At 30.9% G+C, this 14,166-nt stretch carries 18 protein-coding genes; 3 read left to right on the forward strand and 15 right to left on the reverse strand.

Features of this window, described 5'->3' with window-relative positions:
• Positions 1-18: 18 nt before the first annotated feature.
• The 6 genes from ACX6U0_RS06975 to ACX6U0_RS07000 all read right to left on the reverse strand — a co-directional run bounded on the left by ACX6U0_RS06975 (position 19) and on the right by ACX6U0_RS07000 (position 4,101).
• A complete protein-coding gene (locus ACX6U0_RS06975; protein WP_464959233.1) occupies positions 19-402 on the reverse strand; it encodes an ArsR/SmtB family transcription factor in 384 nt (127 codons plus the stop codon).
• Between the two features lie 305 nt (positions 403-707).
• A complete protein-coding gene (locus ACX6U0_RS06980) occupies positions 708-1,223 on the reverse strand; it encodes a PCYCGC motif-containing (lipo)protein (protein WP_464959234.1) in 516 nt (171 codons plus the stop codon).
• 83 nt (positions 1,224-1,306) lie between these two features.
• A complete protein-coding gene (locus ACX6U0_RS06985; RefSeq protein ID WP_464959235.1) occupies positions 1,307-2,062 on the reverse strand; it encodes a hypothetical protein in 756 nt (251 codons plus the stop codon).
• Positions 2,049-2,807: a hypothetical protein gene (locus tag ACX6U0_RS06990; RefSeq protein ID WP_464959236.1), complete on the reverse strand. Its 759-nt coding sequence runs from the start codon at positions 2,805-2,807 to the stop codon at positions 2,049-2,051. Before ACX6U0_RS06990 ends, ACX6U0_RS06985 begins: the two co-directional genes overlap by 14 nt.
• A gap of 34 nt (positions 2,808-2,841) precedes the next feature.
• The gene (locus ACX6U0_RS06995; RefSeq protein ID WP_464959237.1) at positions 2,842-3,348 is read right to left on the reverse strand and encodes a GNAT family N-acetyltransferase; all 507 of its coding nucleotides are present in this window, start codon (positions 3,346-3,348) and stop codon (positions 2,842-2,844) included.
• A gap of 45 nt (positions 3,349-3,393) precedes the next feature.
• Complete coding sequence (locus tag ACX6U0_RS07000; RefSeq protein WP_464959238.1) at positions 3,394-4,101, reverse strand: DNA alkylation repair protein; 708 nt, start codon at positions 4,099-4,101, stop codon at positions 3,394-3,396.
• Positions 4,102-4,199: 98 nt separating this feature from the next.
• Here ACX6U0_RS07000 and ACX6U0_RS07005 point away from each other — a divergent pair, with 98 nt between their 5' ends.
• Positions 4,200-4,979 carry a carbonic anhydrase gene (locus ACX6U0_RS07005; RefSeq protein ID WP_464959239.1) on the forward strand — a complete coding sequence of 260 codons (780 nt, stop codon included), beginning with the start codon at positions 4,200-4,202 and terminating at the stop codon, positions 4,977-4,979.
• Positions 4,980-5,018: 39 nt separating this feature from the next.
• Here ACX6U0_RS07005 and ACX6U0_RS07010 read toward each other — a convergent pair whose 3' ends face one another.
• The gene (locus ACX6U0_RS07010; protein WP_464959240.1) at positions 5,019-5,582 is read right to left on the reverse strand and encodes a beta-class carbonic anhydrase; all 564 of its coding nucleotides are present in this window, start codon (positions 5,580-5,582) and stop codon (positions 5,019-5,021) included.
• A 237-nt stretch (positions 5,583-5,819) separates the two neighbouring features.
• On the opposite strand from ACX6U0_RS07010, the gene ACX6U0_RS07015 reads away from it, so the two are divergent.
• Positions 5,820-6,644, forward strand: coding sequence for an aldo/keto reductase (locus ACX6U0_RS07015; RefSeq protein WP_464959241.1), 825 nt, complete (start codon positions 5,820-5,822; stop codon positions 6,642-6,644).
• A gap of 58 nt (positions 6,645-6,702) precedes the next feature.
• Here ACX6U0_RS07015 and ACX6U0_RS07020 read toward each other — a convergent pair whose 3' ends face one another.
• Positions 6,703-7,248 (reverse strand): hypothetical protein, encoded by a 546-nt coding sequence (locus ACX6U0_RS07020; RefSeq protein ID WP_464959242.1) that lies wholly within the window; start codon positions 7,246-7,248, stop codon positions 6,703-6,705.
• A 61-nt stretch (positions 7,249-7,309) separates the two neighbouring features.
• A complete protein-coding gene (locus ACX6U0_RS07025; protein WP_464959243.1) occupies positions 7,310-7,951 on the reverse strand; it encodes an alanyl-tRNA editing protein in 642 nt (213 codons plus the stop codon).
• A gap of 133 nt (positions 7,952-8,084) precedes the next feature.
• On the opposite strand from ACX6U0_RS07025, the gene ACX6U0_RS07030 reads away from it, so the two are divergent.
• Positions 8,085-8,636, forward strand: coding sequence for a DUF4269 domain-containing protein (locus ACX6U0_RS07030; RefSeq protein WP_464959244.1), 552 nt, complete (start codon positions 8,085-8,087; stop codon positions 8,634-8,636).
• Positions 8,637-8,719: 83 nt separating this feature from the next.
• Here ACX6U0_RS07030 and ACX6U0_RS07035 read toward each other — a convergent pair whose 3' ends face one another.
• From ACX6U0_RS07035 to ACX6U0_RS07060, 6 genes are all read right to left on the reverse strand, one after another.
• Positions 8,720-9,181: a hypothetical protein gene (locus tag ACX6U0_RS07035; RefSeq protein WP_464959245.1), complete on the reverse strand. Its 462-nt coding sequence runs from the start codon at positions 9,179-9,181 to the stop codon at positions 8,720-8,722.
• A 398-nt stretch (positions 9,182-9,579) separates the two neighbouring features.
• Positions 9,580-10,971: a HAMP domain-containing sensor histidine kinase gene (locus ACX6U0_RS07040; RefSeq protein WP_464959246.1), complete on the reverse strand. Its 1,392-nt coding sequence runs from the start codon at positions 10,969-10,971 to the stop codon at positions 9,580-9,582.
• A 14-nt stretch (positions 10,972-10,985) separates the two neighbouring features.
• Complete coding sequence (locus ACX6U0_RS07045; protein WP_464959247.1) at positions 10,986-11,654, reverse strand: response regulator transcription factor; 669 nt, start codon at positions 11,652-11,654, stop codon at positions 10,986-10,988.
• A 276-nt stretch (positions 11,655-11,930) separates the two neighbouring features.
• Positions 11,931-12,392 carry a Gmad2 immunoglobulin-like domain-containing protein gene (locus tag ACX6U0_RS07050; RefSeq protein ID WP_464959248.1) on the reverse strand — a complete coding sequence of 154 codons (462 nt, stop codon included), beginning with the start codon at positions 12,390-12,392 and terminating at the stop codon, positions 11,931-11,933.
• Between the two features lie 60 nt (positions 12,393-12,452).
• Positions 12,453-13,031, reverse strand: a complete 579-nt coding sequence (locus tag ACX6U0_RS07055) for a nucleotidyltransferase family protein (RefSeq protein WP_464959249.1) — start codon at positions 13,029-13,031, stop codon at positions 12,453-12,455.
• Between the two features lie 89 nt (positions 13,032-13,120).
• Complete coding sequence (locus ACX6U0_RS07060; RefSeq protein ID WP_464959250.1) at positions 13,121-14,032, reverse strand: AEC family transporter; 912 nt, start codon at positions 14,030-14,032, stop codon at positions 13,121-13,123.
• Positions 14,033-14,166 lie beyond the last annotated feature (134 nt).

Here is a 14,166-nt window from a genome sequence, read left to right on the forward strand (position 1 = left end):
CAAAACAAACACTTTTATTTAATCCTCTAAAATATGTTCAAGTGCTTGATTGAAAATCTCCGTTACATGGCTATCTGCTAAAGAATAATAAACTACTTTTCCTTCTTTACGATTTTTTACTAAATGCGCTTGTTTTAATACACGCAATTGATGGGAAATAGAAGATTGCGTCATGTCTAGCAAATATGCTAAATCACACACACACATTTCTGACTGACTAAGTGCATGTAAAATTCTTGTTCTAGTTTTATCACCTAATACTTTAAATAAATCAGCTACACCAATTAGTACATCTATATCTAACATCTTCTCTTTTACAGTTAGGATTGTATCCTCATGCATAACAGTTTGTGGACAACTTTCATCACAAACCTCATCCTTCTTTTTCTTTTCTTCAATCATCTCTATTCCTCCTATAAATACATGAGCAATCATTCATATGTTTTTTCTATACATTTATTATATGAGCAACTGTTCATATATGTCAAAAAATTTTTTAGAAAATTTTAGTAAAAATATTTTGAAGTCTCTGCACCTCCCTAGGAAAGCGAGTATCCTGAAGTGAAGTGTAAACAATCGAACCCTTCTCTAATCAAAAAAACAGCGACTTTTATGTTTTCACATAAAAGTCACTGTTTCTTTTTTTAGGTTCATTAATGTTATTTTTATAAAGGACATTAAATCAAGATTTTTTTACAGAGTATTTTTTAAGAAGGCATCGGTGTATCAGTTGGTTTCGCATAACCGTCTTTATATTTATCATCTATATACTTTCGAATCTCGAGATTTGTTTTTCCTTTTTGTTTTAATGTTGCTGATTCCAATGCAATTTCAAGACAGTTAACACAAGTAGTTGCATGACTATCCCATACTACCGAACCATCTGCTTTTACTTCATTAATAAAACAATCTAAATTACTTTTATGTCCAACACTTTCTCCACAACCGCAATAGCATGGAATATTCTTCAACAGATCAGTGTGTTGTGCGGCAACTAAATAAATTTGTTGCATCTGTTTTTCTTTAACTGCTAAAAAACTAGGCAATGTTTCCTTATTCTTCGTTTGCTCACGAACATCACTCATTTGACTATGCTCTTCATGATTTTCATGACCTTTATGACTTGTATCATTATTAACTTCTGTTTTATGACTACTGCAACCTGCAAGAAGAAGCGAGAAGGATAATGCTGAAAAAACGTTAACAATTACTTTTCTATTCATTTCTTTCCTCCAATAAATTAATACTCTAAGATGATTGTATTGTTTATTGGTTCGAAAGACAAATGCTTGATCAAATTACATAATTAGTAATTACGTTCTCGATCAATGAAATCCTTATCGTCCGTATACATAATATAATCAAATAGTTCATCCTCGACTATGTTGTCATTACCATTTATAGACTCTTCCGGAAACACTTCCTTACCATTCTTATTGTACGTTGTCATCGATAAAGATAAAGAGGTTCGATAACCATGTTCTTTCAGGAAGAATATATTTTCTTTTGGTCCTGCTGCAGCCTCAAGTTTTTGGATGTTAATCCAGTCGCTAGGATATTTTAAAAATCCGTAAGTCTTTTTATGTAGACTCACTCTCTGCTCCAGAAATATCTCTGGAAGGTAATATACATTTTCATTAGACATCATATAATTTCTTTCTCTAATGAGCCGAAACTTTAATTCATTCACTTGATCAACAGGACTATAGTTCCAAAACATGACATATGATGATGGATCACTTGGGTTAATTTTCCATATGCGTGGTGTTCCAGCTTTATCAATAATATTAACAATCTTCCATTTATGATGTTGCCATTTCCAAAAACTAACCCCATACCCTTTTTCTGTTGAAATATAAGGTACAAATACATGTTTTTGATCAATAAAAATAATATCCTGAATCTCCTTAGCATTCTCGCCTTTATATGTTTGACTTATGATTTTCTTTATCCTTGCTTCAGAATAAAATGCAGTTGGCTTAGAAAGATAAAACCAATAAATGACAATAAATGAAATGACTAAAATAGATAAACCAAATATTGTTTTTTTATTTTTTAACATGATTATTTCCTCCACTAGCAGGTGAAATAATGTTTGTATCACTTCTAAAGTAATAATGTTGATCTTTCGTTGTAATGAATATTCCTTTTCCATCCTTCTCGATATAAATAATGGATTTTACATTACTGCCGAACTTTGGTTTTGTACCGACCATAATATATGGAAATCTTTCAATAGGTTTCATTTTTGTTTCCGATTGAAACGTTCCTGCATACCATTTTTCATCCTTATATAATTCACTTATTTTAAAGGTTTCTACAGAATTTACTAATTTCGATTTTTCCAGTTTTACTTCATTAACTTTAGGAATTGTACGAATAATCCTTGGTTGTTTTACATCCGTAATAAAAGTTTTTAATTCGTCTTTTGGATAAATGAGAAGGTCTATTGGATAAACTACAAAACTAGTAAATATAAAAATAAATTTAATATAAAAACCTGCCCATGCAAAACTTCGGTACTTTTCCCAGCCAGCCTTACCAAACCTATTTTTACAAAACCAATATAATAACCATACACCAATTGGTAAGATTGGAATTTGAATAAATGAATGAAAAATATTTAAATTAATTGAAAAGAGAATGCCACCTATAATAGCAATTAAGATCGCTTTCCATAAGGCTATTTTTTCTTTTTTACGTTTATATATCGAATAAATGATAAGTCCAAATAGTAGATAGTTTAATAGACTGACCACGATGGTAGGGACATGTTGGAAAAAATCATAATGATATTGTACGTTCATAGTGTTCTCCTATTCGTTTGCCAAAGTTTTTCAATTACTTATTATCTTTTTGAAAAGTTTTAACGAAATCTCTTATTTCCTCATCAAACACTTTATTAATTAGTTCAAATCCGTTATTTTCTAATATTTTTACTGAAGTGTGATTTCTAGTTTCTACATTTGCGATAACTGAATCAATATTTCTTTCTTCAAAACAGTAGATTAATAGTCGTTTTGTTAACTCCGAACCATACCCATTTCCCCAGTGTTCTTCTTGTAATCTATAACCAATTTCACTCTGTTTGTCTTCATTTTTGATGACAGCACATGTACCAATAAACTCGTCGCTCTTAGTAAGGCACACAGCTAATACTAAGAAATCACTTTGATTTTCTTCGTATGAAGCTACTATTTTTATTAATTCTTGTTCAGTTTCTGCTAAAGATTTCGGACGATTTGTTATATATTTCATAACATTTGGATTCGATTGTAGCTTATGCAATTGATCTAAATCCTCCAACTTAAGCTTGCGTATACTTAGTCGCTCTGATTGAAATATCATTAAAAACGCCCCCGTCGATTTGTCTAACTATCATTCAATTTACTTTTAACATATACATGTTTTCTTTTTAACGCCCAATTTCCCCTTTAATTCAACCTTTTCAATATAGTCTGTTGCAATTGGTACTTTACACGCAGTATTACCAACATCGACATGAACCTTTCCAATATTCCTTCCGACTAACATAGCTTCTACATTTAAACTAGGAACAAAGCTACCTACTGCTATGACAAAGGCATTCATTGTATATCGAACTCGATTTTTCGAATTATGTATATTTTTTTCAATATATTTTAACAGTTCTCTTACTTCATCTTTGTCAATATTCTCATCAGGTGCGATAGATAAATAATGAGAATATGTACTCCAACCACAATCTTCAATTAATTCTTCTTCTGATTTCATCCATTTTCGTGCAAGTTCTAAAGCATACAAGCTTTCTGCAGTCACAGCCCCAACTATACTTTCAGCAATCATAAACCAATAAGCACCTTCAGCCCATTTTTCCAATTGTTCTTTTGTCATAAGGTTTGGATTAATTGATAATCCTGCTAAATACATTGCATCAGAATTACCAGTATTGTATAGAGCTAGTGCAAGTTCTTGATCTTTTTTCACATATTTTACTAATTTTTTTAAATCACCAATTTTCACACCATAAAATGGTTCTCTTGCACCATGCCTAATAAACGTATTTTTTGTTTGCTCTGTACCCATTTCTTTTAATGACTTCATTATCTCATCTAATTTCATACAGTACCCTCCTTACTATTTAATCATTATATGTTTGTCCCGTATCATCGTTGTCTAAAATGTATCGTATCATACATCCATTTGAAAGGAAGTACATAATGAAATATATTACTTTGACGATAATTATTTTTCTGTTTGTTTTATCATCATATCAAATTGATTCTATGGAAACTGTCTCTAAAAGAAATGGAACTGGAAATAGTCAAGATTGGTCTTACACAGGCTCTACTGGCCCTAATAATTGGGGAAACCTGAATGAGGGATACGCCATGTGTTCAAAAGGCAAAGAACAATCACCAATTAATATTGAATCAGCAACTCAAAAATCAATACCATTAGGAATAAACTATCATTCTGGAAAATTTAAAGTAGAAATCAAAGATATGACAATTAAATTAATCCCTGAAAGTAATACAAATACGATAAATTTACAAGGAACGAATTACGAACTTAAGCAGTTGCATTTTCATACACCATCTGAACATTTACTCAATGGTCATCAATCTGAGATGGAAGTTCATTTTGTTCATGAAGATCGTAATCATTCAATTGCTGTAATTGGAATTTTTGTAGATAAAGGTACACAAAATAAAGCCTTTCAAAATATAGTAAATCTACTTAAAGAAGATAAAGATTTAAAAGAAAACAGTTCAATATCAGTTAATATTCAATCCCTTATTCCTATTAATAGTAAAAAAATAACATATGATGGATCTTTTACAACTCCGCCTTGTACTGAGGGATTAAAATGGATTGTCTTTGAAAAACCAATTCAATTTTCAAATCAACAAATTGAATTTTATCGAAACAAATATTTTTATCCAAGTAATCGTCCAGTGCAACCTTTAAATAACCGAATTTTGTATGAATCATGGTAAAAAAAGAGTTAACCAATATTGGTTAACTCTTTTTTTATTTTAGCATTCTGTTTTTTCGTCTCTATGAATGACTTCTAATTTACCAGTATGTGGATCAATAACTAATCCATGAACTTCAATATTATCTGGAATTAATGGATGGTTTTTTATGATTGATACGCTATGACCTACACTCTCATATACATTTGTAAATCCAGATAACCATTTATCTAAATCTATTCCGGATGAATTTAAAATATCTAAATTTTCCTCTTTAATACCTGATTCAATCATTCTTTTCTTTATTCTCGTAGGATCCGTGTTACCCATACCACACTCATGATGGCCAATGACTAATACTTCTTTTGCACCTAGTTCATAAATTGATACTAAAATACTTCTCATAACAGATCCAAATGGATGACTGATTACAGCACCCGCCGTCTTAATCATTTTTACGTCACCGTTTCTTAGATCAAGGGCCTTTGGTAATAATTCAACTAAGCGAGTATCCATACAAGTTACAACTACAACTTCTTTATCAGGAAACTTACCTGATAAATATGGTTCATACTCCTTATTTTCTACAAATCTTTTGTTAAATTCTAGTATTTTATTTAACATTTGTTTCCCTCCAAATTAACTTAAGAGAATTTATTTATATTACTATATTGTAGGAAAAGTGATATATATACAACTTATCCGCTTCACTTCAATACAATAGTATTACCCTATTATACTAATTAAATTAATAGATTCAAACTAATACATAATTATTTCCATTTATCTGAAATCATATTTTTTGAATTTTTAAAAATATGATGTACACTATATTTAGTCTTAAATTAGGAGGGAATATGAATGAAAACTTCACAATTTATCACATTACATAATGGCGTAAAAATGCCTCAATTAGGTTTTGGTGTTTGGAGAGTTTCTCCTGAAGATGGTGTTGATGCAGTTCGAACTGCAATTGAAGTTGGTTATCGTCATATCGACACAGCCGCTGTCTATAAAAACGAAGAGCAAGTCGGTGAAGCAATTCGTCAATCAGGCGTTGCTAGAGAAGAACTATTTATTACAACGAAAGTTTGGAACGCGGACCAAGGTTTTGATACAACTTTAAAAGCTTATGAAGATAGCCTTAAAAAACTAGGACTAGACTACGTTGATTTATATTTAGTTCATTGGCCAGTTAAGGATAAATATTTAGAAACATATAAAGCACTTGAAAAACTATATGATGAGAAATTAGTACCAGCAATCGGTGTTTCAAATTTCCATATTCATCATTTAGAAGATATAGCAGCACATCGTAATATTAAACCTATGGTTGATCAAGTTGAACTTCATCCATTTCTACAACAAAATGAAATACGTGACTATTGCTTAAAGAACGGGATTGCGATTGAAGCTTGGAGTCCATTAATGCAAGGAGGCGCAGCTCTAACAAATCCAATTATTAGAGAGCTAGCCGAAAAACACGGTAAAACATCTGCTCAAATAATTCTTCGTTGGCATTTACAACGTGACGTTATTGCAATACCAAAATCAATCACTCCTTCTCGTATTCAAGAAAACTTTGATGTATTTAACTTTGAACTGACAACTGATGATATGGCTTCTATTGCATCACTTAATACAAGTAAACGCGTAGGACCAGACCCAGATAATTTTGATTTTTAATAGATAAGTTGTATATGAAACAAAAAAAGCACTGTATGAAGCAGTGCTTTTTACATTTTTATAACATTTGATTAGCAATTTTGATCATATCTTTTTTGTGCTGTTCAGGCGAAATATTTTTGTTGTTATAACTAACTGTATAATTGATGCCGTCTTTTTCAAAGAAGAGTGTATGTCTGTTAAATTTAGCGACAACGTCTTTAGCTAATTGAACATCTTCCATCGAACCACTATTCCCAGCCTGGAAATTATCTACACCAATTAGCACAAAAATCTTTTCTGATTGATCTATCGCTGTTGTCATAAGATTAATTCTTACATTTTTCCCATCTTGATGAAAATCCTCAATTGACGTAATTGTGAGAGGAACTGCATGAAAAGGAAAATCTTTTGGAATTTTCACCTTAAACGGAAGCGCATCTAATCCTTTTTCTAATGAGGTTGCATTATATGTAACTGGAATCGTTTTTAATTGTTCCTCTGTAAGATTTCCTTTTGGTTCTACTTTTTCTAAATTAGATACGTCTAACAGATCTTTATGAACATTATTACAACCAAGTAATAAGACAATCAAAAGCATTTGAACTAACAAAGTTTTTTTCATTAAATCACGTTCCCACTTAAATGATTTTTACTAAAGTATACTATAGAATGTAAGTAATATTTTATGCTAAATAAATTTCAATACGCTCCTTTCCTCCTCCAATGTTATTTCTTTTCAGCTTTATCCTCCCTATCTCACCTGATGTTTTAATATGTGTTCCGCCACATGCAACATTTCCAAACTCTTCTATTTCCCAGTACCTTCTTTGTTTTTCTTCGTCACTAAAATCACTCTTAATTGGTAAATTTGCATCTATTAAATGATGTGCTTTTGTTTCTAACAATGAAAAAGTTTCGGAAATATTTCCATCCCAATAAAAATCAATTCTTGCTTTATCGCTAGTAATATTAGCACCTATTTTTTCAGGGTGATGAAAGTTTTGATACATTAATTCAAGTATAATTTCTGCTGCAAAATGAAGTTTCATAATCCTATATCTTTTCTCCCAATCAATCTCCACAATTACTTCTTGTCCTACCTGAAGATTATGATTGTCGGGTAATGTGTATAGAATTTCTAACCCTTCTTTTTTTGCTTCGATTAGTTCGAAGCCTCCAATTCTACCAAAATCAGATTGTTGACCTCCGGAAAAAGCATAAATGATTGTTTGGTCCAACGTAATCGTTTGGCCATCAACACTTGTAACAATCGCAGAAGTGTATGATAAATAGGGATCTTCCCAGAATATTTTTTTAACAGGCATTTTGATTCTCCTTTATCTCTTCATTTAAAAGAAGTTCTTTGTTTGTCTATTCCATGTATCTTTCGTTTTTCCTTTATCAAACTAATAAATACGAGATATACTTAGTGAAGAACAGATTAATGAAGGAGAAAATATGTTTCTATCAATTGATTACTTAATAAATGGAAACCCTAGGCAACAAAAGGCATATCATACATTATCACGCCTTAAGATCATGGAAGATTTAAGAGAATTCAATCCCACTCTTTGTGGAACAATTCCGATTGAAATTGATATGAAAGATTCAGATTTAGATATTATTACTGAGGTACGAGATTTTAAGTCTTTCGAAAAGATGATTAGAAATTTATATGGTATGCAAAATAACTTCAATATTTCACATACAAATAGTAGAGATATTCCTTCTATAACAGTAAACTTCAATTTTGAAGAATTTGAGATTGAAATATTTGGTCAAGTAACACCGGTTCAGAAGCAAAATGCATATATTCATATGGTAATTGAGCATTTGATCATGGAGCAGTTTCCAAATATGAGAAGCGAAGTGATTCAGCTAAAAAAACAAGGATATAAAACGGAGCCTGCTTTTTGTAAAGTTTTAGGCTTAGATGGAGATCCGTATGATTCATTAATTGAGTATGGTAGAAATATGTTCAATCTAAAACTAAAAGGCATGACTAGATAGTCACGCCTTCTTTAACTAGATTACATCATTTAACCTTTAGAAATATCTCTATCAATTAGAAAATTAATAAAGAGTTACATAAATTAAATAGATGTCAGTTCCGAACTTTTCAGTAATTCGATCCGCACTTTCGATAAGCCGTCTTTTTCATCAACATACGTAGTAAGCTTCCAGTTTGGAGCTAATGTGTTTTTAATAGTCTCGACAGCTTCTTTTGCTAGGATGATGCCTTCAAGTGCAGTTCCTTTATCATCATAGTTCTTTTCTGCTTCAATTCCATACTTGAGTCTTAATAAAGTCATTAGTGACCCTTTTGTTAAAAACTTAATGTGGTAACCTTCATTTAGTATTCTCTGAAAATCATCTTCACTTTGGTTAAATAGCTTTACTAGTGCCTCCCAATCTGGCATACCTTTTCCAAATTGGTTAAGAAATTCATAATTTTCTTCTTTCAGAACGGTTATTAATTGGCTATTTTCAACACCTTCGCTACGAAGTCTTTCGATCATAATTGCGTAATTAATTGCGATTCTTGTTTGGCTCATAAAACCTTCTCCTCTCCAATTTAAAGAATTTTCATTTTATTCAACTGTACCATAAACAGTTTGTAGAAACTATGTATATGTATTTCTACATTTACACATAAAACGATTGCTTTCGTATCCTTTGTTGCTATTTATGAATGCGTTAGTTGATTACATCTACAGGTTGCCCTCTTTTACATGGGGTGTGAGCTGAGATAAGTAGGCATTCTAAAACCTCGACGTCTTGTCGTAAAGCATGCAAGACCACATCCCTAAAGGGGATTTTAGCCATCACGTATCTCTCACAGGAGTCTCGCACCTTCCTTTATAATCTACTTCTATATTTAAAGTTTCTAATGTTTAAAACAATAATCTTTAAAAAGAACAAAAAAAAAGACCTGTTTTTAAACAAGTCTTATTCAATGATATACAGCAAGTGTAATAATCGCAGTTGTTCCTTCGCCATATTCACTTGTAATTTCCAGACCTCCACCATAGTCGTCAATTAGGTTTTTAGCAATTGAAAGTCCTAATCCATTCCCACCATTTGCTCTGCTTCTTGCCTTATCAGCTCTATAAAATCGATCGAAAATATGTTTTAGATCTTCATCATGTATACCAATTCCATTATCCTTAACATGGATTTGAATGTGTTGATTACTTTGATTGACTGAAATATTGATTTTCGTTTCATCCTTACTATATTTGACAGCATTATCAAATAAAATGATTAATACTTGCATTAGATGTTCACGAGTAATATTTGCTTGATCAATATTAGCAGTTTCTTGTACGTATTCAATCTTCATATCCTCGTGTAATAATCGATAGTTATTTATAATCTCATGTACAACCTCTAATACATTACATGGTTCAAATATAATACTCTCTTCATTACCTTTTTCAAGTTTTGATAACTGTAACAGTTCATTAGTTAAGATAATCATTCGATTTGTTTCATTAATACAAGTATTCAAAGAATCTTCTAGAACTTTTTCATCTTTTTTTCCCCAACGGTTAACAAGGGATAAATGACCGTGAATAATTGCAAGCGGCGTTCTCAACTCGTGTGAAGCATCTTCAACAAAACGTTTTTGTCTAGTAATCGAGGCTTCTAACTCGTCCATCATTTTATTAAAAATTAAACCTAACTCTGACAATTCATCATTTATTTCTCCAACAAATACTCGCTCTTTTAATTGATTATTTTTAATTTTTAACATCGTATGATTTAAATTTTTTATTGGTTTTAATAATTTTTTGGATAAAAACCAACCGCTAATGATACTTAGAATCAGTGAAAAGATAGTCCCAAAAATTAAAATAAAAAAGGATTCCTTCACAAATTTAGAAAAAATTTCAACATTTATTGCCACTTCTAATATTCCATGAAATTTTCCATAATGCAGTGCTTTACTGGCAATCAATATCTCTTGATTGTGTAATCGATATTGTCTAAACTGACCAACACTATTTTTATCAATATCTATTTTTGGCATTTTTTGTGATACTGTATAAATCACTTTTCCGTCAGCATCTAATAATCGGATCATTTCATTATTTTGAATGATTTTTTCGAAATAATGTCTAGTATCCATAAAGAAGGTTTCATTTGATTGTTTTTTATTATACTCTTCGTCCATATAAGCTACAGTTTCAGTTAATCGCTTTTCAATTCTGTGATGCTGTTGATTAATAATTGAGACTTGTATAAGGAACAGTTGAATAATATTACATAATGTAAAAATGAAAACCATAAGCAAAACGATTGTAATCGTTATTTTCCATCTAATAGAAAGCTTATTGAACAAACTGAATTTCACCTCTACATTCTCATTACATACCCTGTACCTCTTACAGTGTGTATATACGTATTGTTCTTATCATCTAGTTTTGTTCTTAAATAACTAATATAAACATCTACAACATTTGTTTCGATAGTTGAGCCGTAACCCCATACTGTTTCTAGTAAAATTTCTCTAGTTAATACTCTGTTTACATTACTCATTAACAAATATAGTAAATCAAACTCTTTTTTCGTTAAATCAATAATTGTATCTTCTTTTTTTACAACCCTTGCTGCCGAATCTAAAGATAAATCTTTAAATTTTAAGCAATGTATTTTTGTTGAACGATCAATTCTTCTAAAAATTGCACGCATATGAGCAAGTAGCTCTTCAATAACAAATGGTTTGGAAATATAATCATCTGCTCCACTATCCAGTCCAGAAATACGATCAAATACACTATCACGCGCAGTGATCATTATAATTGGTGTATCTTTATGAGCTCTTATTCTTCTACAAACTTCGATTCCACTTAAATTTGGAAGCATTAAATCAAGTAATATTAGGTCATACTCGTTCTCAATTGCTTGGTTTAATCCTTCTCTTCCATCATTTGAAATATGAACTTCATTTCCTTCATACTCCAATTCTAATCTTATAAAATTCGCTAATTCTTTTTCATCTTCTATAATTAATATTTTTTTCATTTATTTTATCCCTCATTTTTTTTATAATAACACTTATAAAATCATTCTTAGTATTTAATAAGCATATCTGTAAAAAATGAAAACGAACTTATACTTATTTTAAAATTTGATTAGAGTTTCATTAGAATTTTTTAATAATCCCAAACGATTTAGTTTATGTAATAATTTACATTCTACTCTTTAATCATTGTTTTGTAATAAAAATTGGATTCAATTGTGATAATTTCTTTTACATTGAACAAAAAAAGACTTTAGCGTTTTGCTAAAGTCTTTTGATTATCTTTCAAAATTTGCAAACTCCACCGGGATGTTTAATTCATGTTCTGCTGTGCCATCTTTAGCACTCGCAACATAAATCGTTAATACCCCATTAGGGCTAGATGGTTGGTTATGACTGATTCTTATTTTAAAATTTCCCCAATCAGGTGCACCATTATCTGCCATTACACTGCCTTCAGCTAATACATTATGCCCATCTTCTAAACGATACTTAAACATCGCTTCAAATACACTTGCTGTTCCTTCTACTTCGAAAACATTATTTACTGTTTCTTCATTAACGATTGAAGTAACTTTAAAAACTTCATTTTCAGCTAAGATTTTATCCTCAACTGTTGGTTTCTTATCCTTATCTTCCATCGTTACCTTCCCATCCTTTTTAGTATAGTCATTTGTTTGACAGCCTGCTAAACAAAGTATACTTACAACTGCCAAACTAATAAACAAACGTTTTTTCATTGCATTGCCCCCCTAATTATCTTATTAAAAACTGATTAAAATAGTTCTATGACATATTCTTTATTTTTGATAGGTCTGTTCTACTTGTAACTTATGCCATTTTTGCTTCCAATTTTTCTTAAGAATGCGCGTTTCAAATATTTCAATTGATCCTCTACTTTTTAAGAAATTTGGTGAAGGTCTTATGATTCCATTAATGGCATCATCTATTCCACATGGTGCTGTTAAAATAATCTCATCCATCTCATTTAGTTTTACACCAAGTGCCGTTGCAGTTTCTGGAAACTTTGAAATCGCATCTACACATGATTCATACGGTTGAAGCTTATTTTTTAAATGCATTCGTGCTTCATTTTTTACAGACCAAGGAATATCCATTTTTAAATCTTTTAAAATTTCTTCATATTTCTTTTCCACGGATTCATCTAAATTTGTAGGATCATAATAAACAACATCAATATCTTCAAGTCTAGTTCTTTCTTCAAATCTGTGTAAATGATCCCAAATTTTAGAACGAACAAAGCCCGCACAAATCCACCAATCTGGAAGCTCTAACGTTTTAGCAATTTTTAATATGTCCATCATCCATAAATCTTCTTTTATAAGCATAATAATATCTTCTTCAGTTTTACACTCCATACTAAACTCCTTTTAAACATGTCCATTTCATAATTGATAAAAAACACATAAAGCTCAAAGTGATGTCTTAAAATATGAGCACTTTGAACTTAAAAAAGAATACCAGAAAGTTGTATAACGATTGGTAAGGTGACACTACTAATAATCGTAGAAGAAATCACAGTTTGTGCCGCAAAACTTGCGTGGGGTCCTTTGAAGGATAATAATGCACTATTTCTCGAACTTGGAAAAGCACTTCCTATGAATAATGCTTTTGCAACGACACCTTCAAATCCAAAAATCAGTATGATTCCGTATGCTAATACTGGCGCGCCAATTAATCTTAAAAAATTACTAAGTCCTAAATTAGCCCAATCAATTTCTTTACCGGATTCTGCTAATTGAGCACCTAAAGTTATTAATGCAAATGGTGCAAAAGCAGCAGTAATTGGATCAAAAACCGAAACAATTCCTCTTGATAATTCCACGTGCGATAACTGGAGGATAAACCCTAATGCCACACTATATAAGATTGGAAGTTTTAACATTTTCACGATCGCTTCCTTCATCTTTACAGTTGCTTCCGCATTATAAACGCCAACAGTAAAAGTCATGATATTTTGAAACAGTACGACTAAAACACCAATGCTCATTGCAAATGGGTCATTTTTAAATACTAAAGCATTAACTGGTAGTCCTAAATTACCAGAATTATTTAAGGCTATACTATTGGCAAATGCCCCTCTCATACTCGGTTCAATTCCTCTTATTTTACAAGCTATTAGTGAAACAAAAGACATTAAGGCATATTGAACTATCAAAAATATCAGTACAATTCCTGCTACCTCCCCAGATAACGGACTACTATACATTTTCATAAATACAGCAACAGGTAAAAATAAATAGACTAATAGAGTAGTTAATGTGCCTAAGTGCAATTTGAAAATTTTGTTAAATAGAAAACCTAAAATAACATAAAAAAATAATGGTACCATGACTTCCAACAACAAATGAATAAACAACTTTTACGCCTTCTTTCAATTACTTATGTGATCGGAATATCGAATTAGATAGTCTGGTAAAATGTTTAATGTGAAAGTAGCATTATTCACCAAACGATAATTTTATTTGAAAATTAATTTTTCTTTTCTTATTA

The organism is Gottfriedia sp. ABJ_BB2_2 (assembly GCF_055484705.1).

What these genes read in the sequence shown, in the direction of transcription:
- ACX6U0_RS06975 (WP_464959233.1), bottom strand. Translation starts at nt 402, where the DNA reads ATGATTGAAGAAAAGAAAAAGAAGGATGAGGTTTGTGATGAAAGTTGT.
- ACX6U0_RS06980 (WP_464959234.1), bottom strand. Translation starts at nt 1,223, where the DNA reads ATGAATAGAAAAGTAATTGTTAACGTTTTTTCAGCATTATCCTTCTCG.
- ACX6U0_RS06985 (WP_464959235.1), bottom strand. Translation starts at nt 2,062, where the DNA reads ATGTTAAAAAATAAAAAAACAATATTTGGTTTATCTATTTTAGTCATT.
- ACX6U0_RS06990 (WP_464959236.1), bottom strand. Translation starts at nt 2,807, where the DNA reads ATGAACGTACAATATCATTATGATTTTTTCCAACATGTCCCTACCATC.
- ACX6U0_RS06995 (WP_464959237.1), bottom strand. Translation starts at nt 3,348, where the DNA reads ATGATATTTCAATCAGAGCGACTAAGTATACGCAAGCTTAAGTTGGAG.
- ACX6U0_RS07000 (WP_464959238.1), bottom strand. Translation starts at nt 4,101, where the DNA reads ATGAAATTAGATGAGATAATGAAGTCATTAAAAGAAATGGGTACAGAG.
- ACX6U0_RS07005 (WP_464959239.1), top strand. Translation starts at nt 4,200, where the DNA reads ATGAAATATATTACTTTGACGATAATTATTTTTCTGTTTGTTTTATCA.
- ACX6U0_RS07010 (WP_464959240.1), bottom strand. Translation starts at nt 5,582, where the DNA reads ATGTTAAATAAAATACTAGAATTTAACAAAAGATTTGTAGAAAATAAG.
- ACX6U0_RS07015 (WP_464959241.1), top strand. Translation starts at nt 5,820, where the DNA reads ATGAAAACTTCACAATTTATCACATTACATAATGGCGTAAAAATGCCT.
- ACX6U0_RS07020 (WP_464959242.1), bottom strand. Translation starts at nt 7,248, where the DNA reads ATGAAAAAAACTTTGTTAGTTCAAATGCTTTTGATTGTCTTATTACTT.
- ACX6U0_RS07025 (WP_464959243.1), bottom strand. Translation starts at nt 7,951, where the DNA reads ATGCCTGTTAAAAAAATATTCTGGGAAGATCCCTATTTATCATACACT.
- ACX6U0_RS07030 (WP_464959244.1), top strand. Translation starts at nt 8,085, where the DNA reads ATGTTTCTATCAATTGATTACTTAATAAATGGAAACCCTAGGCAACAA.
- ACX6U0_RS07035 (WP_464959245.1), bottom strand. Translation starts at nt 9,181, where the DNA reads ATGAGCCAAACAAGAATCGCAATTAATTACGCAATTATGATCGAAAGA.
- ACX6U0_RS07045 (WP_464959247.1), bottom strand. Translation starts at nt 11,654, where the DNA reads ATGAAAAAAATATTAATTATAGAAGATGAAAAAGAATTAGCGAATTTT.
- ACX6U0_RS07050 (WP_464959248.1), bottom strand. Translation starts at nt 12,392, where the DNA reads ATGAAAAAACGTTTGTTTATTAGTTTGGCAGTTGTAAGTATACTTTGT.
- ACX6U0_RS07055 (WP_464959249.1), bottom strand. Translation starts at nt 13,031, where the DNA reads ATGGAGTGTAAAACTGAAGAAGATATTATTATGCTTATAAAAGAAGAT.